Here is a 19,015-nt window from a genome sequence, read left to right on the forward strand (position 1 = left end):
TCTAAATTTAGAATTTAACATTTAAAGAAAATCCAAAACTTCTAGTAGGAGGCATTGAACCATATTCGAATGCCTGAGCATAGTCAGCACTAGAAATAGCTGATTCTGGATCTACAGGTGCATCTTTGTAGAAATAGAAGAGGTCACGTCCTACTGCAGAAACCTTAACAGCTTGTAGCTTGAGTGGCTTAAGCCAGGAAGTTGGAAGATTCCATCCTATAGATAGTTCTCTCATTTTTACATAGGTTCCTTTATACATAAATTCTTCGGCTACACCACTTGAACTTCCTATTTTAGTATAAAATTCTTGTGCTGTAACAGGAATGGTATTTACTTCTCCTGTTGAAGCTAAAATGCCATCTACAACCATTTTGTCACGTCCTTCCAATGTTCGTGCAGATGTTCCTGCAGAACATGCGTTGGCATCAGTCATAGAGATAAAGTCGCCACCATAACGTATATCGATCAAAGCATTAAGAGACAGATTTTTCCACTGTAATCCGGTGCCTATTGAACCTGTCCATTTTGGTAACATATTACCAATAACCTTATCTGTCTCAGTAAGAGGTAGTCCATCATCACCAATCAAAATATTGCCATTGGCATCTCTCTGATAAGCGTTGGTTGCAACAATATCACCGTATTTTCCACCTTCGTTGATAACAACTGATGCGATACTGGTACTACCTAGTGTATAACGTTTGATTCCTCCACCTAGTTCTATACATTCGGTTCGGTTTGATCCCCAGTTTAATGTGATATCCCATTTCCAGTCTTTGGTCAGAATAGGTGTTCCTGTTACGGTCAATTCATAACCTTTACTGCGAATCTTACCTGCGTTGATCAACTTGCTGGTATATCCTGATGGAACCGGAGTATTGATGGCAAGAATCTGATCGGTAGTTGTACTTTGATAATAAGTAAAGTCAACACCTAATCGGTTTTTGAACATACGCCATTCTAAGCCAGCTTCGTATGAATTGGTACTTTCCGGTTTCAAGTCGCTCAGTGGAAGTTCATCCGGTAATTGCATTTCAAGAATGGTTCCTCCATTTACCAGACTACCATATTTACTGTATGCATAAGCCAATTTATAAGGATCAGTATCATTTCCGACTTTTGCCCATGATGCTCTAACCTTTAGGTAATCGGTCCATTCTGGCATTTTCAGCATTTCAGAGATAATACCACTCAGACTGACTGAAGGGTAGAAATACGATCTATTTTCTTTAGGTAAAGTGGAAGACCAGTCGTTACGTCCGGTCACATCCAAGTATAACATACTTTTCCAGCTCAGAGATGCATTACCGAATACAGATTGAATTTCTTTTTTATAGAAAGACTCAGATGCTTCTCGTTTGTCGCCGTTGCCCATCCAGATGAAGTCGGTAATCTGGAAAGTACCTGCATCGCCTGCAAGACCTTCATACGATTGGTTTTCGACAGAAGTACCGAGATTGGCTGTTACACCGAAATCTCCGAATGTCTTGTTGAAGTTCAATATTAAATCGGCAGTAAAGTCCTTATGAGAAGTTTCACTATGAACATATTGTGAAGCTGTCGATCCATCAGACTGATGAATAGCGTATTTCCGGTACTGGTCGTTGTACCAGTCTACACCTACTCGTCCCGTCAAGTTCAGGTAACTGGTCAGTTTTAACGATGCCTTGATTTGTCCTAAGAAACGGTTTCTGGTATTTTTATTTCCGTTATCGGGCAATATCATTCCATAAGGGTTGGTATAGTTTTCTGCCGGGCCTGTCCAGTTTTGTACCTGTCCGTTTGATTTAAACATATCAGTGCTAAGGTCAGATAGACGAATACCACGTGGCATGGTAATGAACTGCGACATTAACCCGTAACTACCTTGTGCCGGAGCGTTATTAGTCTTTTCTATCATGTAATTGGCTTTTGCTCCGATAGTCAGAAAATCGCTTTTGAATTCAGTGTTTAAGTCGAAGTATTGTCGATTGATAGAGTGGTTAGGAACAATACCATTGTTTCTGCTGTCTGTAAATGATAAACGTCCCGTAAGTTTGTCGCTTCCTGCTGATGCTGTTACAGTGTTTGAATATTGTACGCCGGTATCGTAGAATTCCTTGATGTAGTCATCTTGTGGAAGCAATGCATATTGACCATAATCTGTATTGCCATAGATGACATTTTTCCAGTTGTCAACCATCTGACCTTCCATTTTCGGACCCCAGCTACCTTTGGCTGAAGTACTGAATACCCCACTGGACCCTTGACCATAAATATTTTGATAGTCGTATGGATTGTATACTTTGCTGAATTGGATATTGCCGTTATATTCCAGCTGTAAAGGTTGCCCTTGTTTTCCTTTCTTCGTGGTAATTATGATGGCTCCGCTTTGTGCTCTTGAACCATAAAGTGCGGCAGCATTGGCTCCTTTTAAGATAGAAATACTTTCAATATCTTCCGGATTAATTTGTGAAGCTGCACTGGCAAGGTCTGTACCTCCATATTCATCGGCATCACCATTTGAATCATCATTAATAGGAATGCCGTCAATTACCCAAAGAGGTTGATTTTTGCCACTTAGTGAGTTTAGACCACGCATAATGATACGCGTTGATCCTCCCATTCCGGATCCTGATTGTGCAATTTGTACACCGGCTACTTTTCCTTGTAGCATATTGCTGAGACTGATAGATTTGTTTTCTGTCAGATTATCTGTCTTAACCTCCTGCATGGCATATCCTAACGCTTTTTTCTCTCGCTTGATACCCAGTGCTGTGACAACTACTTCATTGAGTTGTTCTGACTGAACACTTAGCTGGACATTCAATCTTTTATTATTCCCTATGGTAACTTCTTTATTCTTGTAGCCTATAAAGGAAACTTGTAGGATATTTTGATTGCTGGGAACTAGTATTTCGAAATTTCCGTTCATATCTGAAATTGTACCGATAGAAGTCCCTTTTATAAGAATATTTGCACCAGGAATACTATTACCTTGTTCGTCTGTTACAGTACCAGAAATCGTACGACCTTCTTGTTGTATAATAGATGATACCACGGTTGATCCTGATAGAACATCAGTGGCATATACTGCATTTTGGCAGGTTAAAGCAATGGTTACAAGTGATATCCTTGAAATCCATTTTTCGCGTTTGAAATTTTTTTTCATAAGAATGCGGTTTTAAAGATTAAGGTAAAGATAGGTTATGTATTATAGCTTTTCCAGTGTTTTCCAACATTGATAAAGCCCTCTAGGAACATGGAAGCATCCTTTCCATTTACCACCTTTTAGTGGAAGTAAAACTTCACCTCTTCGATTTAGATAACCAAACCATTCCGGATACTTTGGATCTTTAAAATGACTCCATGTATATTGATGGACCTTTTTGAAAACTTCTAGACATCGGTTGTCTTTTGTCAGTTGGTAACCTTTTATCATGGCGATTAATGTTTCAATATGAACCCACCATAATTTTTGATCCCATTCTAATTGTTGAGGTGGAAAACCTTTGCGATCCATGAAATAGAAAATACCACCAAATTCTTTATCCCAGCCGTAATCGAACATGTTCAATGCTGTATCTTTAGCTTTTTCTATCAGGTCAGGACGATTGAGACGTTCTCCTAAATCCATAATAAACCACATTGCTTCAATAGCATGCCCGGGAGTTATTTGTCTTCCTTCAAAACAGTCGGCCAAGGTTCCATCACTATTTACATTTTCTACAATGAGTCCTCCTAATTCAGGTCGGTAAAAGATATCCATTACTTCATGTATACACGTATCTATTGTACTTTGCAGATAATCTTTGTCGAGTAAATGTTCTATTTCTAAGGCTAAATTACAAAGAATCATAGGAAGAGCAAAGTTTTTTAGGTCTCGTGTACCGGGGTGGAGTTTATTCCATTTTCCTTTCGGGTTATCTGTTTTGGAAAGAATAATATCGAATGTCTTTTTGGCAATGTCAGCGTATTCTTCACAACCGGTAGCCAGACTTAACTGTCCAAAGGCCATTGTTGCGAATGTATATGAAAAAATATTATATGGCTCTACCAGAGGTTTTCCTTCTCTGTTCAATGAGAAATACCAGTTGTAATTACCGTCGTGTCCATATTTTTTTAAGAATTCGCCACCTTGTATGGCACAGTCCAGCCATTCTTGCTTTTTCTCCAATTTATTATATAACATAGAAAACATCCAGACTTCTCTACCTTGTAGCCAGATGAATTTGTCGGTATCGAAAACTTTTCCGAATTGATCCAAGCATGTGAAATAACCACCGCATTCTTTATCTTGGGAATGTTGAATCCAAAAAGGAAGTACATTATTAAGTAATTCTTCCTTATACTGTTCTTTTAATTGTTTTAAATCGTCCATAATACTTTATTTATCGATTTAATTGTATTAATAAATGTAGAGTACTCTTATAATGCAAATATATAAAATATTTTATTTATTATACTATTGGTGTATTATTTTATTTTTTATTTAATTTCTTTTGGCTATTTGTTACTATTTGGTGTTGTTTTTGTTTTACAATATTATTAATATTGTGTATTTTGTTTTAGATTATTATTAAATGCGTTGATAGTGTGAGATATTTGTAATATGTACGGTTTGTTGTGCTAGGGATATATGGTGTTTTTGGTTTGAGTCATGGTTGGTTTATAAGGTAGGATTATTCTATTGATATTTCATCTACAAAAATAAAGGCAGGTATGGCTGGAAGTCCACTCCATGAAGGCAGTTTCTTTTCTGATGTAGCCGATATTCTGACGTATCGTGCTGTTTGAGTTTGGAAAGTTAGTGTATGTTGCTTGACTTCTTTTCTATGCTCTGTTGGCATCGTATAGATTTGTGATGCTGTTTTTTTATAGTTTTTCCCGTCACTTGATAGCTCTATGCAAATATGTTGCGCGTCAAATATACCATCACCAGTCGCTATGCATGTGTTGAGTGAGACTGATGTAATAGGTGTTTCTTTTTCTAGATCTATTGTTGCAATCATGTCATTTCCATTACTGAATCCTAGCCATTTATCACTTCCGTAAGTTGTATTTCCGGAGATTCCGTCTACCAATGTTCCATACCCTTGTCCGTTATATTTTTCGTCGGCAGGGAATTTTAGTATTATAGGTTTGTTGGTTGCTTTGTTGAAATGAAATTGTTCTTTGTAGATTTCACTGTTTCCTTCTGGGCGGATTGCAATAGCTTGTAGAGTTGTTGTTTTGTTTATTTGTAGTTTTTTCTGATATACAGGTGATTGGTTTGTTGGAATAGTGCCGTCGAGTGTATAGTGTATGGGTGCGTTTCCTAATGTAGATAAAGTTACTTCTGTGTATCCTGTTTCAGGGTTAGATACATAGGTAGCATCTACGTTTAGTACATGTTTAGCGTAATTGTATTTTTCTAAATCATATAGTTTTAGCATATTTCTTAGTCTATTAAGAAATTCATTATAATTTTTCTGTTTGGGGTTATTCCATTGAATTTCTGCTAGTGCTGCCCATCGGGGGAGTGTCATATATTGCACATGTGAAAAGTCGGGTATATATTCAGTCCATAAATTGGATTGTACTCCTATGATATGTTTTTGCTGATTTTGGGTTAGTTGGTTGGGGATTGGAGTGTAATTGTATACTTTTTCAATAGGAATATATCCTCCTATAGCTAAAGGTTCCTTGTCTGTATCTAATGCTTGATAGAAATCAAAATACATAACAGTATTAGGGGTCATAATGACATCGTGTCCTTGTTGAGCAGCTTTTACTCCACCGGCTTCTCCACGCCAGGACATAACTGTTGCTTGAGGATCAGCATTGCCTTCTAGAATTTCATCCCATCCAATTGTTTTTCTATTTTTTTTCTTAAGGTATTCTGATACGTGCTTCATTATAAAGCTTTGCAGATATTGTTCTTTTGTATATATTGAATCTGATTTTATGTTTTGTTTTTGAATAAATGCCTGGCATTTAGGACAATGCTGCCACTGGGTCTTAGGGCATTCGTCGCCTCCTATATGTATGTATGTGGAAGGAAACATTTCGATAATTTCATTAAAGACATCATCTAAAAACTGGAGTGTCTTGGGGTTTCCTGCACAGAGTACATTTTCTGAAATTCCCCACTTGGTCCATACTTTATAAGGACCTTCTGTACAGCCTAATTCTGGATATGATGCTAATGCTGCTTGCATGTGTCCTGGTAAATCTATTTCTGGTATGATTGTAATCTGTTTATGAGATGCATAGCTGACTATGTCTTTTATTTGTTCTTGGGTATAAAATCCTTGGTAAGGTTTTCCATCATATTTTTCAGGATAATCATTGAGATGTCCTATTAATGTTTCTTCTCTTTTTGAGCCGATTTGTGTTAAACGAGGGTATTTTTTTATCTCTATACGCCATCCTTGGTCGTCTGTAAGATGCCAGTGTAAGGTGTTCATGTTGTGCATGGCCATCATATCGATATATGTCTTGATTTCGTTAACGCTGAAAAAATGTCTACTTACGTCAAGATGTGCTCCTCTATATTGGAAGTAGGGAAAATCGTTAATGTGTACAGCTGGAAGTGCTATAACTTTATTTTCTTGTGCTATAGGCAATGCTTTCCATAAGCTTTGTATGCCATAAAAAATACCAGCCTCACTGTTGCCACTAATGGTAATTTGATGGGAGTTGATGTCTATCTGATATCCTTCCAAATTAGTACTTTGGGGTACAATTTGTAGAATAATAGAGTTATTTGCCTTAGTGCCGGAGTCTATTGTTATTTCTTTATGAGTTTTTTCTTCTATATATTGTGCCAATAGTTGTGCGTACTTTTTCAATTTTTTATTTCCTTTTGGGTATAGTATGTTTGTTTTTTTATTGATAATGAATGGATCTTCATTACTTTTTAATTGGATTTGTTGAGGCAATGGGATGATTTGGTAATCAGCTTGTATGCTTTCTTCTTGACAAGACAAAAGTGTAAGTAGGGCTGATAGTAGGCAAAGGGAAAGTTTTATGGTTCTTTTCATAATATAACAAATTAGATAGTTAATAAAATTAATTATTAATTATCGCAAATATATAATTAATTTTTTCTTAATGTAACGATGGGTATACAGTTTAATGTTTTTTATAAGCTTATTCAATTTTGTCTGTTTAAGGCAGAATTCCTTGAATATGAATTTATTTATAGGGTAATTTGATTTATTATATTTGAAAGAGATGCTTTCTAAAAAATATTATTATATTTGAAAGAGGAATTAATAAGGAAGGAAATATGACTCGAAAGTTATTGGAAGAAATCGAAAGGGGGTCGAAGAATGCACTGACCAAGAAACGGATTATTACTTATTATATGTATAACCGTTCATCTACTATACCAGATTTGTCGAAAGAACTTGATTTAAGTGTACCTACCGTTACAAAATTTATTATGGAGATGTGTGATGAAGGGTACATCATGAGTTACGGAAAGCAGGAAACCAGCGAAGGGCGTCCTCCTACTTTGTATGGATTGACTTCCGATTCTGGATATTTTATAGGAGTTGACATTAAGAAGTTCAGTTTAAACATTGGACTTATGAATTTTGTGGGAGATTTTGTAGACCTGAAGATGGGTATCCCTTACGAAACAGAAAATAGTCCGGAGGGATTGAATAAACTGTGTGGATACATCACAGATTTCATAAATCATGCAAATATTGATAAAGAGAAGATTTTGAATATAGGAGTCAATATTTCCGGTCGGGTCAATCCTGAGTTAGGATACAGTTTCAGTCTGTTTAATTTCGAGGAACGTCCGCTGGCAGAGATTATGACTGAAAAGATAGGCTATAAGGTTACAATTGATAATGATACCCGTGCCATGACGTATGGAGAAATGGTCAAAGGGTTGGTGAAAGGAGAAAAAAATATCATCTTTATAAATTTGAGTTGGGGACTTGGAGCCGGATTGGTAATAAATGGAGATATTTTTACCGGAAAGTCAGGCTTTTCGGGAGAGTTTGGACATTTTAATGTGTTCGATAATGAGATTCTTTGTCATTGTGGTAAGCGTGGATGTCTGGAAACGGAGGTTTCTGGAGCTGCTTTGCATCGGAAGCTGGTGCAATGTGTGCAAGATGGCAAACAGTCTATTCTTTCCAAACGCATCTTACATGGCGATACTTCTTTGACATTAGATGAAATCATATCTGCAACCAACAAAGAAGATTTGCTTTGTATCGAACTGGTTGAGGAAATCGGACAGAAATTGGGACGTTATCTGGCTGGATTGATTAATTTGCTTAATCCCGAACTTGTTATTATTGGTGGAGTTTTAGCTCAGACGGGAGATTATATTCTGCAACCGATAAAGAGTGCGGTCCGTAAGTATTCATTGAATTTGGTAAATAAGGATTCAGTTATAGCGTTGTCGAAGTTGCTCGATAAGGCTGGAGTCATAGGAGCTTGTATGTTATCGCGTAGAAGTATGTTTGAGTCATAAATGGTAGATTGTTTCTTCTTTTTGGCCCTTCACTTTCTTCATGGCATGTGAGAATGAAGACGTTTCCCATATAATTGTACTATCGGGTGAAGGGAAGAAAGATGCAGGACAAAAAACAATACCTTGTTTTCTGGAAAATATCAGCATATTTTGGAGAATTCTTCTTGATGTTTTTGAAAAATTTGTACGAAAATTTAGAGCTTTTATTGGATGCTGTAAATCAATGATTTAAAGGTATAAATGTAAAAGGAATCTTCCTTAAAATAGAACTGGGAAATAAAAATCTCCTGCTTTAGTCGTTGTTTATTTCAATTGCAAGACTAAAAGCAGGAGTTTTTTTATGTTGTAACTAATGGATTATAAGTAATCCTATCTCAGTTTTTTATTTTGAAACAGCCTTTTTTGTTACTTTAAGTTTAAATAAACTATTGTTTTTCAGGTGTTGAATGTTTGATTATTTTGTATCCGATAGCTGCAACGATGATACTCATAATCGGGCTGAGAATATTGAAGAAGCAATAAGGCAGATAGGTCAGGGTAGGAACATTCAGGATGGTAGCCTGTGTCATACCACATGAATTCCAGGGAATCAATACGGAAGTTACCGTTACTGAGTCTTCGGTTGTACGGCTTAACAGTCTGCTTTCATATCCTTGTTTTCTGTATATATTACCAAACATGCTTCCTGTCAGAATGATACTTATATACTGGTCGGCAGTGGCTAAGTTCATGAATAAACCAGAACATACTGTTGATGAAACCAGACTGAAACGGTTTTTCATAAAACGTACAAAAACAGATGTGATACTTCCCAACATACCACTTGCGGTCATGGCCCCTCCGAAGCACATGGAGCATAGTATCAGCCAGATCGTGTTTGTCATGCCTGCCATTCCCCGTGTGGCAACGAGCTCTGTCAGAGCTGCATTACCGGTTTCAAGATTGGTACTTCCGTAACAGGTTATCATCACTCCTTTAAACAAGTTTTCTTCTCCGGCAATTTCATTCAACAGGTTAGGTTGGAAAATGATTGCTGCTATGCAGGCTAAAAATGTAGAAATCGTAAGAGTTATGATAGAAGGAACCTTTCGGGCTATCAGGATTCCGGTTACGACGGGGACGATAAGTAACCAGGGGGTAATGTTGAATTTGTTTTCCAGACTTATTGCTACTTCTGTCATATGCTCCATAGTATGGGCATTATGGGTGAATCCCATGATGGTAAACAGAATGAGTGTGATTACCAGTGAAGGGATGGTCGTGATGAGCATGTAGCGGATATGGCGGAACAAAGGAGTTTCCGTAATGGATGAGGCTAGAATCGTTGTTTCAGACAGTGGGGAGATTTTATCACCGAAGTAAGAGCCTGAAATGATTGCTCCAGCTATCCAGCCTTCGTGAAAACCTTGTGACTTGCCTATACCTAGCAATGCAATTCCGATGGTGGCGATTGTTGTCCACGAACTTCCTGTCATGACAGAGATAAGTACGCAGATGATGCAGGTAGATGTCAGAAAAAAGTCTGGATGAATAATTTGCATTCCATAATAGATAAGTGTGGGAACAATACCGCTTATCATCCAGCTTCCACTCAGTGCTCCGATGATGAGCAGAATGATAATGGCTGTAGCAACCCCCGAAATATTGTTCGTTATGGCAAGTTCATAATCTTTCCATGGAATGCGGTAGAAAGCCATTCCTATAAATATACAGACAGCAGTGGTTACCAGCAAGGAAATCTGACTACCGCCGTTTAGTGCGTCGCTCCCGAATGTACTGATGGTAGCAACTAACATGCATATCAGTATAATTATCGGTAAAAAAGAAATCAGTGGTGAAGGGAATTTTTTTATTGAATTCATTATATCTTAATTGTTTAGCGGGCGCAAAGATACAACAAATCTGTTTAAATATGCATTTTGAGTGGATAAAATGCGTGAAAATTTTAGATAAAATGCATGAATATGTATGTTTCTCGTGAAATGAAGGCATAAAAAAGACACAGACCTGATGCCTGAACAAGTAAATTCTGATTGGGTGTTTGGCCGGAATTTACTTCTAAGCACAAAGTCTGTGTCTTTTATATTTAGAGTTTATATCCCCATTGGTCGAGAGCAAACGACCAGTTCTTTTCTACCAGTTCTACCGTTTCAGGTTTGTACTGATATTGGTTTTTCTTGTAACCTTTCTTTTTGTTCACGTATGCTTCGATAGCAGGACGAGCTTCGTCGAATCCAGGAATAGAAAGTTTCTGATAAATTTCCTGGGTCAGGTCGAAAGCATTCTTTTCATAGTCTTCGAATTTGACTTCTACCAGATTACCTTCCGGAATGAATTTCTTGTCAGCTTCGTATTTATGATACAGTTTGGCATAAACAGAGAGGATGTTTTCTTGTAACTGTTCGTTGCTGATATCCTGTAATTTCAGCGGCTGGATGGTATTGGTGAAGAAGCTTCTTGTTGATTCGAATACCGTATATGGATTACGCATCAGGTAAATGAACTTGGCATTCGGGAACATTTTTACCAGCTCTTTTACTCGTCCGGTGTGCGGAGGGTTCTTGCTTAAGAACTGTGTTCCGTGGGTATTCCATAAGGAGATTTTAATCAGTTTGGTAAATGTTTCTTCGAATACTTTCAGCTCTTCATCACTGATGTCGTCAAACAACAGGTACTTGTCGGCATATTCTTGCATGTGCTTAGGCAAGAACCAGAAGTTGTAGTATGTGTACGGCATCATATTTGCCAGTGCAAATTCTTCTTCCTGAGGCAGATCGACAGCCAGCTCCATGTTGTCTGTCGGACGTTTGTCGGGCATCAGCCAGCTCATATTCTTTTTGAAGAACGGTTGTCCCCACATCATCAGGTGTGGAAATACAGTCTGGTATGTAGTGTTATAACCGAAGTGCTTGTCGCATGAAAAGACGTTATGCATGAAAGTTGTTCCGCTTCTCCAGTGTCCCAGGATAAATACCGGATCGTGTTCCAGCGGTTGGTTAGCAAGCAATTTTTCGTAACGCTTGTCTTGCAGCGGCTTTAAGGTAGAAAGCAGACGGCATACCGCCTTGGTGAGGCGGTATTTCCCTTTATATGTCTGATCTATCGTTCTACCTGCTGTTATCTGGTTGAATGTTTTCCAGTCTGCACCTACAAGGGTATTGATAGGCAGTTTACTGAATTCAAGTAATCCCATTTTATAAATTTAAGTTGATACTTTAAAAACTTATTTTTTTACTTCGATGGCAATGCCTTGTCTGGACAATTCTTTTACAGCTTTGTCTATAGCTTCATAGTGTTCGGGAGCAATGCCCAGTTTAGGCAGGTCGAGAACTGGCAATTCCATCGTATTGTGCATATCCTTGTCTTCTACACGGTTCAGAATCATACCAACGGCACTGGTATTGTTGGTAATCGGGTCGATGAGTATGAAAGAGCCGGTTGCCTTATTTTGGGTATAAGGGTCGAAGAACAGTTCTTTGGATGAGGTCAGTACAACGTGAGCAATCTGGTTCAACTGCATAGGGATGTCTTCTTTGGTCAGACGTCCGTTTTCTACGCTCAGATGTTCCATTGTATTGATATCCACCTTGTATTTAATGCTGTCTACACGGGTGCGGCTGGTGTTGGTGGTTTGCTTCAGGAAGAATGATTTCTCCATGTCCATTTTTTCTTCATCCATCCATACCAGCATGGCTTCGAAGTTACGTCCTATCATAGGGACATTATCCGGATGAACCAGCATTTCGCCACGTGATACGTCTATCTCGTCTTCCAGTGTCAGGGTTACCGACATTGGAGGATAAGCATAATCCAGTTCACCGTCGTAAGTAACAATGCTCTTTACTCGTGACTTCTTGCCTGAAGGCAATGCCATTACTTCATCTCCCTTACGTACAACTCCCGAAGCAACTTTGGCGCTGAATCCGCGGAAGTCAAGGTTTGGACGAAGTACATACTGTACCGGATAGCGGAAATCAGTCAGGTTGTGGTCGTTGCCGATGTGTACGGTTTCGAGGAATTCCAGCAGTGACGGACCGCTGTACCACGGAGTACGGTCGGATTTTTCAACCACGTTGTCACCGTCGAGTGCTGACAGCGGAATACAATTTACATCGGGTACTCCCAGCGGGTCGATAAATGCCTTATAGTCGGCAACAATCTTGTCGAAGACTTCTTTGGAGAAATCTACCAGGTCCATTTTGTTGACTGCCAGAACTACGTGTTTGATTCCCAGCAGGGATACCAGATATGTATGGCGGCGAGTTTGTGTAATGACTCCTGTGCGGGCGTCAACAAGAATGATGGCAAGGTTAGCAGTAGAACCACCGGTAATCATGTTACGGGTATACTGTTCGTGTCCCGGAGTGTCGGCTATGATAAACTTACGGTTGTTGGTTGAAAAATAGCGGTATGCTACATCAATAGTAATACCTTGTTCACGTTCAGCTTTCAGTCCATCCAGCAGCAGAGCATAGTCGATGTGTTCTCCGGCATTTCCCATTCTCTTACTGTCACGTTCCAATGCGTCGAGCTGGTCTTCATACAGTTTCTTACTATCAAAGAGAAGGCGTCCGATAAGTGTAGACTTTCCATCATCTACCGATCCGGCTGTAAGAAAACGGAGCAAGTCTTTCTGCTCGTCCTTTTCAAGAAATTCTTCGATAGACATAGTCCCTCTGGCTTCACCTTCCATTGGGTTTCCCGATTTGTTTTTATCTAGTTCTTCCATGATTTTCTGTTTTGTTAGAAGTATCCTTCACGTTTTTTCTGTTCCATACTAGCTTCCTGGTCGAAGTCGATGACGCGGGTTGTACGTTCACTCTTGGTAGTAGTCATCATTTCTTCTACGATTTTTTCTATCGTGTCGGCTTCACTTTCGATAGCACCGGTCAGAGGCCAGCATCCCAGCGTACGGAAGCGGATTTTTTTCATTTCTATTTTATCGCGGTATTTTTCCGGCAAACGGTCGTCGTCTGGCATGATCAGCTGTCCGTCGATGTTGACAACCGGTCGTTCTTTGGCAAAATACAATGGAACGATAGGAATATTTTCCAGACGGATATACTGCCAGATGTCCAGTTCGGTCCAGTTGCTCAACGGGAATACACGAATACTTTCTCCTTTGCGGATACGGGTATTGTATATGTCCCAAAGTTCCGGACGCTGGTTTTTGGGATCCCACTGGTGAAATTCGTTACGGAAGGAGAAGATACGTTCTTTGGCACGTGACTTTTCTTCATCGCGACGGGCACCTCCGAAAGCTGCGTCAAACTTATATTTGTCGAGTGCATGTAGCAGAGCTTGTGTCTTCATCAGATCGGTATGTACTTTACTTCCGTGAGTAAACGGACCCACACCTGCGCGGAAAGCTTCCATGTTGCTTTCTACAATTAGGTTCCAGCCGTATTTTTTTGCGTACTCATCGCGGAATTGGATCATTTCTTTGAATTTCCATTTCGAATCAATGTGCATCAATGGAAATGGAACTTTTCCCGGAGCAAAAGCCTTTTCGGCAAGTCGTACCATTACAGATGAATCTTTTCCGATGCTGTATAGCATAACCGGATTTTCAAATTCGGCAGCCACCTCACGGATTATATGGATAGACTCGGCTTCGAGTTCTTTCAGGTGGCTTAATTTATATTCTTCTTTCATATCTGAATTATGAATGTTTTTGTTCAAATTTTTGGATAAGTGAAAAACCGACTCGCACAAAAGTACTCATATTATTTCATAAACCAGTAGTTTCTTGTGCAAAAGTCGTAGTCCTGACATGTTTACCGGGTTACTCTCGGCAGGATTAATTCCAGCAGTTTATTGACTGATTCTTCTACGGAAAGTTTGGAAGTATCCAGTGAAAGAGCTGGGTGTTGCGGAGCTTCGAACGGTGCAGATATACCTGTAAAGTTCTTGATTTCTCCCTTGCGTGCCTTGGCATACAAACCTTTTACGTCGCGACGTTCGCATTCTTCGATAGGAGTGCTTACGTAAATTTCCATAAAATCTTCCTTACCTATAATATTTGCTGCCATTTCTCGAATGTCATTGTTCGGACTGATGAAGGCAGCAATGGTAATGATACCTGTATCGACAAACAGTTTGCCTATTTCGGCAATACGGCGGATGTTTTCTATACGGTCTTCGGCAGAAAATCCCAGATTATTATTGATTCCGCTGCGGATATTATCACCGTCCAGGATACGACAAAGTAATCCGCGCTTTTGAAGTTCACGCTCTAAAGCAATGGCGATAGTACTTTTTCCAGAGCCGCTCAGCCCGGTAAACCAAATCATTACGCTATGTTGTTTTAATAATTCTTCTTTATCAGAACGGCTTAGCATGCGGTCGAATATCGGGTAAATATGTTTAGTTTCTTCCATATCGTTTGTTAGTTAATTAAAAAGGCCATATTTGAGGTATGACGAATACAGAAATTAAGAATGTGATAATATTCAATGGTAATCCGATTCGTACAAAATCAGTAAACTTATAGTTTCCAATACCTTGTACGATAAGATTTGTCTGGTAACCGATTGGAGTAGAGAAGCTCGCTGAAGCTGCCATACATATTACAACGAAGAAAGGCATCGGATTTACTCCCAGCTGCTGTGACAGAGAAAGAGCCAACGGGAAAGACAAAGCTGCCGCAGCATTGTTGGTTATCAGTTCTGTGAAGATATTGGTAATAATGAACAGTACGGCCAACAGAATATATGGACCATGGCTTCGGCTGAGATCGATAATGTAACCTGCAAGCAAGTCAGCTACTCCGGAATTTTCCATTGCCTTGCTGATTGCAAAGGCACATGCGATGGTTATCAGGATATCCCATGAAATATATTTAGTGTATTTGCGAGGTGGGAATATCTTGGTCCATGCCATAATGACCGTTGTGATGGATACAAAGAAAAACATATCCAGCTTAATGCCTTCTGGCAGGAGTTTCTGTATAGCAGGTAATTCACCAATAGTTGCTCCTATGATCATAAAAAGCAATAGGAACAAGGCAAACCAGCGTTTCTTTTTTCCTGCCGGTTCATAATCTTTACCATTGGCAAGCATGATAAATACAGAAGATTCTCCCCAGGTCTTTACGAAACTGTCGTCGGCAAGTAATATCAGTGTGTCACCTTCACGGAAACGGATTTCGCTCAGGTCCTTATAGGTATTACCTCCTCGGCGGAGTTCTTTTACTTCTGCACCATAATGGCGTTTAAAGTCGAAATCGTTAACCCGCTTGTTAATACCGGGGAAACGTGCACCGATGACGGCTTCTACAGAATGGAGGGAGGGATTGTTTTCTTCTTCTTCATCTGACAGAGTTTCAGGACGGTCGGCCGGCAGAAGTTTACTAGAGAAAAGGAACAGGTAAATAATGCCTGCAATGGCTATGAAAATACCGACTTTCCCTAGCTCGAACATACTGAATCCTTTCATTCCGGATTCTTGTATCATACTGTGTACTACCAGGTTGGTTGAAGTACCTATCAGTGTACAGATACCTCCCAGGATAGTTACATACGACAGAGGTATCAGAAAATAGGTTGCGGGTAGTTTTACATAATTTGCCCATCTCTTGATAATAGGAGCAAAGATAACTACAACCGGAGTATTATTCAGAAAAGCTGAAATAAAAGCAATCGTGGGCAGCATGCGTGCCTGTGCCTTAAAAACAGTAGTCTGTGATTGAGGCAATAGCTTTTTTATAACTTGTGTCAGTGCACCACTTTGGCGGATACCTTCGCTTACCAGAAACAGCATGGCAACGGTGATCATACCTTTGTTGCTGAACCCTTCCAGCATTTCTTTAGGACTGAGGATTCCGGTACAAAGGAATATGACAACGACCGAGAATAGAATCATTCCCGGACGCATCTTATCCATTATCAGCGCAGTCAGCATGGCAACAAGCGCGACAAGTACAATAATAACTTCTAATGTCATAAATAGGTTATTCGGCAATGAACCATGGATTTAACAAGTCTTCTTTATTGTATACCAAAGGATGTTGGGTGCCGGTCTGATAGACTTCTTTTCCCATGGCACGAATTATGGCGTGACCGGCAGCGGTATCCCATTCCATAGTAGGAGCAAAACGGGGATATACGTCTGCTTTTCCTTCAGCTATCAGACAGAGCTTCAGTGAACTACCTTTCGATACGGTTTCCACTTCTTGATGTTTTTGCTTCATCTCTTCGATATAAGCCTCTGTTTCCGGCGTAAGGTGAGAGCGGGATGCAACTATTATGAAACTGCTTCGCTGCGCTTCTTCCTGATAGGGCAGACGATGTGCCTTGCTGATAAGGCTGTCGACTGTTTCCTCTGAATCCAATTGAGTGATATGCTCTATTTTGTAAGCTCCGTACTGGCTGTCGGCAAAGTATAATTCCTCTTTTACAGGAATATAGATAACTCCTGCTTCCGGCTTTCCATTTTTTACATAAGCAATGTTGACGGTAAATTCTCCGTTACGTTTAATAAACTCTTTAGTTCCGTCCAACGGATCAACAATCCAAAGTTCATTCCAGCTTTGCCGTTCTTCAACCGGAATTTTTTTCCCTTCTTCGCTGAGAACAGGATAAGGAGTTGAAGCTAATCGTGCTGCAATGACCATATGCGACTTGCGGTCGGCGATAGTCAGTGGTGAGTTATCTGCTTTTTTCTCTATCTCAAAATCCGCGTTAGGATCGGTGTATACACTCATTATTTCTGATCCGGCTTCCAGTGATGCGCGGATGGCTGTAAGTAATAAATTCTTGTCCATATTATCTAAATCGTTGTAAAATAACAACATTTTATCCTATTGTTAGTAGTTTAATCTTCGCTTTTTTTGGCCTTCGTCATTGTTTATAACTTCTTTTAAGCAGAAACCGCTTTTATTCGAGTGGTTTTATCTCTTTCGACTGCTTCCATACTCGTAGCATATAATACGCGCAATGAGTAAATGCAAATATGAACGAAATAGTCAATAATGTTTTGTCTGCATCCCATCCTACGGTTTGCTGATGCCATAATCCGGTAATGATACATAGTACAGACAGAGCAAGTCCTAAGATATTTAATACGATATCTCCTTTACGATGTGCTTGTCCCGGTTCCAGCTTGCTGTATTTTCTACCATACGAAGCATATACATCCAGACCTATCAACATCCAGAGAACAAGTCTTATCCATGTGTCGGCCGGAAGAAAACACATCATACACAGGCAGGTAAGGATACCCATAATAGGAACGAAGGGGACGAACGGTGTCTTGAAGGTACGGTGCACATTGGGCATGGTTTTTCGTACGATTAATACAGCTGCACATACTAATGTGAATGCAAGCAGTGTTCCTATACTTGTCATTTCTCCTGCCACTTGGGCTGGCACAAATCCGGCCAGCAGGCTGACTACAATCATAAAGAGGAAATTACTATGTACAGGAGTGCGGAAACGCTCGTTGATGCGTGAGAAAAATGGAGGCAACAGTCCGTCATGGCTCATGCTTAAAAATACGCGGCTTTGTCCGAGTAATGTTACCATGATGACCGAGCAGTATCCGAAGAGAATGGCAAGAATGATGGCTTTATTCAGCCATGGATAGGCTTGCACGAATACACCTGCTGCATTTATACTTCCCATATGTTCGATAGCTACTGCCACGGGAGCGATACCTTCTTGTCCTTTGAATTCTGTATAGTGTGCTACTCCTGTCATGACATGTGCAAACAGAATGTACAGGATGGTACATACCAGCAGAGAAACGAGGATTCCGATAGGCATGTTTCGTTGTGGATTTCGGGTTTCCTGAGCAGCAGTGCTTACTGCATCGAAGCCTAGAAAAGCGAAGAATACGATGGCTGCTCCACGCAATATGCCGGAAATGCCGAACTCTCCAAGTTTACCTGTATTCTCTGGAATATAAGGCACATAATTTTCTGCTTGAATGAATTTCCAGCCGAGAATAACAAATACCAGAATAACACCTATTTTCAGGAAAACAATAAATCCGTTGAATAAAGAACTGCCTGCTATGCCACGCATCAGAATCAGGCTCATGAGTACTACTATCAGCATGGCAGGAATATTGACTATACCTCCATCCCACGGACATGCACTGAGGGCATGTGGCAACTCAATGCCTATACCTTGCAGAAAGACAACCAGATAACGGCTCCAGCTGATGCTGACGGTCGTTGCTGCTACGGTATACTCCAATACGAGGTCCCAGCCTATAATCCAGGCTATCAGTTCTCCCATTGTTGCATACGAATAGGTGTAAGCACTTCCTGCTACTGGAATCATGGATGCAAATTCTGCATAACACAATCCGGCGAAACAGCAACCTATGGCTGCAACGATAAAGGATAAAGTAATGGCCGGGCCTGTATATTCGGAAGCTACGGTTCCGGTAATGGAAAATAGTCCGGCTCCAATAATGACACCTACTCCCAAAGCTACCAGGCTGACTGGTCCGAGTACACGTTTCAACGTTTTACTACCCGACTGCTGTGCTTCTGCTTGTAGGGTTTCAATACTTTTTCTTATAAATAATCCCATTTTGAAGTATTTG

12 protein-coding genes are annotated in these 19,015 nt (G+C 39.9%); 1 reads left to right on the top strand and 11 read right to left on the bottom strand.

Annotation, left to right across the window (positions count from 1 at the left end):
• Positions 1 to 7: 7 nt before the first annotated feature.
• The 3 genes from BACCOP_RS18590 to BACCOP_RS18600 all read right to left on the bottom strand — a co-directional run bounded on the left by BACCOP_RS18590 (position 8) and on the right by BACCOP_RS18600 (position 7,004).
• On the bottom strand, positions 8 to 3,151 hold the full coding sequence (locus BACCOP_RS18590; RefSeq protein ID WP_007571865.1) for a SusC/RagA family TonB-linked outer membrane protein: 3,144 nt from the start codon (positions 3,149 to 3,151) through the stop codon (positions 8 to 10).
• A gap of 42 nt (positions 3,152 to 3,193) precedes the next feature.
• Positions 3,194 to 4,360 (bottom strand): n-acyl-d-glucosamine 2-epimerase, encoded by a 1,167-nt coding sequence (locus BACCOP_RS18595; protein ID WP_007571866.1) that lies wholly within the window; start codon positions 4,358 to 4,360, stop codon positions 3,194 to 3,196.
• Positions 4,361 to 4,661: 301 nt separating this feature from the next.
• On the bottom strand, positions 4,662 to 7,004 hold the full coding sequence (locus BACCOP_RS18600) for a glycoside hydrolase family 20 protein (RefSeq protein WP_007571867.1): 2,343 nt from the start codon (positions 7,002 to 7,004) through the stop codon (positions 4,662 to 4,664).
• Positions 7,005 to 7,252: 248 nt separating this feature from the next.
• On the opposite strand from BACCOP_RS18600, the gene BACCOP_RS18605 reads away from it, so the two are divergent.
• Positions 7,253 to 8,461 carry an ROK family transcriptional regulator gene (locus BACCOP_RS18605; RefSeq protein WP_007571868.1) on the top strand — a complete coding sequence of 403 codons (1,209 nt, stop codon included), beginning with the start codon at positions 7,253 to 7,255 and terminating at the stop codon, positions 8,459 to 8,461.
• A gap of 425 nt (positions 8,462 to 8,886) precedes the next feature.
• Here the strand turns inward: BACCOP_RS18605 and BACCOP_RS18610 are convergent, their stop codons facing one another.
• The 8 genes from BACCOP_RS18610 to BACCOP_RS18645 all read right to left on the bottom strand — a co-directional run bounded on the left by BACCOP_RS18610 (position 8,887) and on the right by BACCOP_RS18645 (position 19,002).
• Positions 8,887 to 10,314: a Na+/H+ antiporter NhaC family protein gene (locus BACCOP_RS18610; RefSeq protein ID WP_085960440.1), complete on the bottom strand. Its 1,428-nt coding sequence runs from the start codon at positions 10,312 to 10,314 to the stop codon at positions 8,887 to 8,889.
• 233 nt (positions 10,315 to 10,547) lie between these two features.
• The gene (locus BACCOP_RS18615) at positions 10,548 to 11,654 is read right to left on the bottom strand and encodes a sulfotransferase family protein (RefSeq protein WP_007571873.1); all 1,107 of its coding nucleotides are present in this window, start codon (positions 11,652 to 11,654) and stop codon (positions 10,548 to 10,550) included.
• Between the two features lie 30 nt (positions 11,655 to 11,684).
• Positions 11,685 to 13,190 carry a sulfate adenylyltransferase subunit CysN gene (gene cysN, locus BACCOP_RS18620; protein ID WP_007571875.1) on the bottom strand — a complete coding sequence of 502 codons (1,506 nt, stop codon included), beginning with the start codon at positions 13,188 to 13,190 and terminating at the stop codon, positions 11,685 to 11,687.
• A gap of 14 nt (positions 13,191 to 13,204) precedes the next feature.
• Positions 13,205 to 14,116 carry a sulfate adenylyltransferase subunit CysD gene (gene cysD, locus BACCOP_RS18625; protein ID WP_007571877.1) on the bottom strand — a complete coding sequence of 304 codons (912 nt, stop codon included), beginning with the start codon at positions 14,114 to 14,116 and terminating at the stop codon, positions 13,205 to 13,207.
• Between the two features lie 122 nt (positions 14,117 to 14,238).
• Complete coding sequence (gene cysC, locus BACCOP_RS18630) at positions 14,239 to 14,841, bottom strand: adenylyl-sulfate kinase (RefSeq protein WP_007571879.1); 603 nt, start codon at positions 14,839 to 14,841, stop codon at positions 14,239 to 14,241.
• Positions 14,842 to 14,857: 16 nt separating this feature from the next.
• Positions 14,858 to 16,405, bottom strand: a complete 1,548-nt coding sequence (locus tag BACCOP_RS18635; RefSeq protein ID WP_007571881.1) for an SLC13 family permease — start codon at positions 16,403 to 16,405, stop codon at positions 14,858 to 14,860.
• Between the two features lie 7 nt (positions 16,406 to 16,412).
• Positions 16,413 to 17,225, bottom strand: a complete 813-nt coding sequence (gene cysQ, locus BACCOP_RS18640) for a 3'(2'),5'-bisphosphate nucleotidase CysQ (RefSeq protein ID WP_040312266.1) — start codon at positions 17,223 to 17,225, stop codon at positions 16,413 to 16,415.
• 112 nt (positions 17,226 to 17,337) lie between these two features.
• Positions 17,338 to 19,002: an amino acid permease gene (locus BACCOP_RS18645; RefSeq protein WP_007571885.1), complete on the bottom strand. Its 1,665-nt coding sequence runs from the start codon at positions 19,000 to 19,002 to the stop codon at positions 17,338 to 17,340.
• Positions 19,003 to 19,015 lie beyond the last annotated feature (13 nt).

This window comes from Phocaeicola coprocola DSM 17136, from assembly GCF_000154845.1.
Classification (GTDB): Bacteria; Bacteroidota; Bacteroidia; order Bacteroidales; family Bacteroidaceae; genus Phocaeicola; species Phocaeicola coprocola.

Bases quoted from the DNA above. Each gene is read 5' to 3' on its own strand.
- BACCOP_RS18590 (WP_007571865.1), bottom strand. From the start codon at position 3,151: ATGAAAAAAAATTTCAAACGCGAAAAATGGATTTCAAGGATATCACTT.
- BACCOP_RS18595 (WP_007571866.1), bottom strand. From the start codon at position 4,360: ATGGACGATTTAAAACAATTAAAAGAACAGTATAAGGAAGAATTACTT.
- BACCOP_RS18600 (WP_007571867.1), bottom strand. From the start codon at position 7,004: ATGAAAAGAACCATAAAACTTTCCCTTTGCCTACTATCAGCCCTACTT.
- BACCOP_RS18605 (WP_007571868.1), top strand. From the start codon at position 7,253: ATGACTCGAAAGTTATTGGAAGAAATCGAAAGGGGGTCGAAGAATGCA.
- BACCOP_RS18615 (WP_007571873.1), bottom strand. From the start codon at position 11,654: ATGGGATTACTTGAATTCAGTAAACTGCCTATCAATACCCTTGTAGGT.
- cysN (WP_007571875.1), bottom strand. From the start codon at position 13,190: ATGGAAGAACTAGATAAAAACAAATCGGGAAACCCAATGGAAGGTGAA.
- cysD (WP_007571877.1), bottom strand. From the start codon at position 14,116: ATGAAAGAAGAATATAAATTAAGCCACCTGAAAGAACTCGAAGCCGAG.
- cysC (WP_007571879.1), bottom strand. From the start codon at position 14,841: ATGGAAGAAACTAAACATATTTACCCGATATTCGACCGCATGCTAAGC.
- BACCOP_RS18635 (WP_007571881.1), bottom strand. From the start codon at position 16,405: ATGACATTAGAAGTTATTATTGTACTTGTCGCGCTTGTTGCCATGCTG.
- cysQ (WP_040312266.1), bottom strand. From the start codon at position 17,225: ATGGACAAGAATTTATTACTTACAGCCATCCGCGCATCACTGGAAGCC.
- BACCOP_RS18645 (WP_007571885.1), bottom strand. From the start codon at position 19,002: ATGGGATTATTTATAAGAAAAAGTATTGAAACCCTACAAGCAGAAGCA.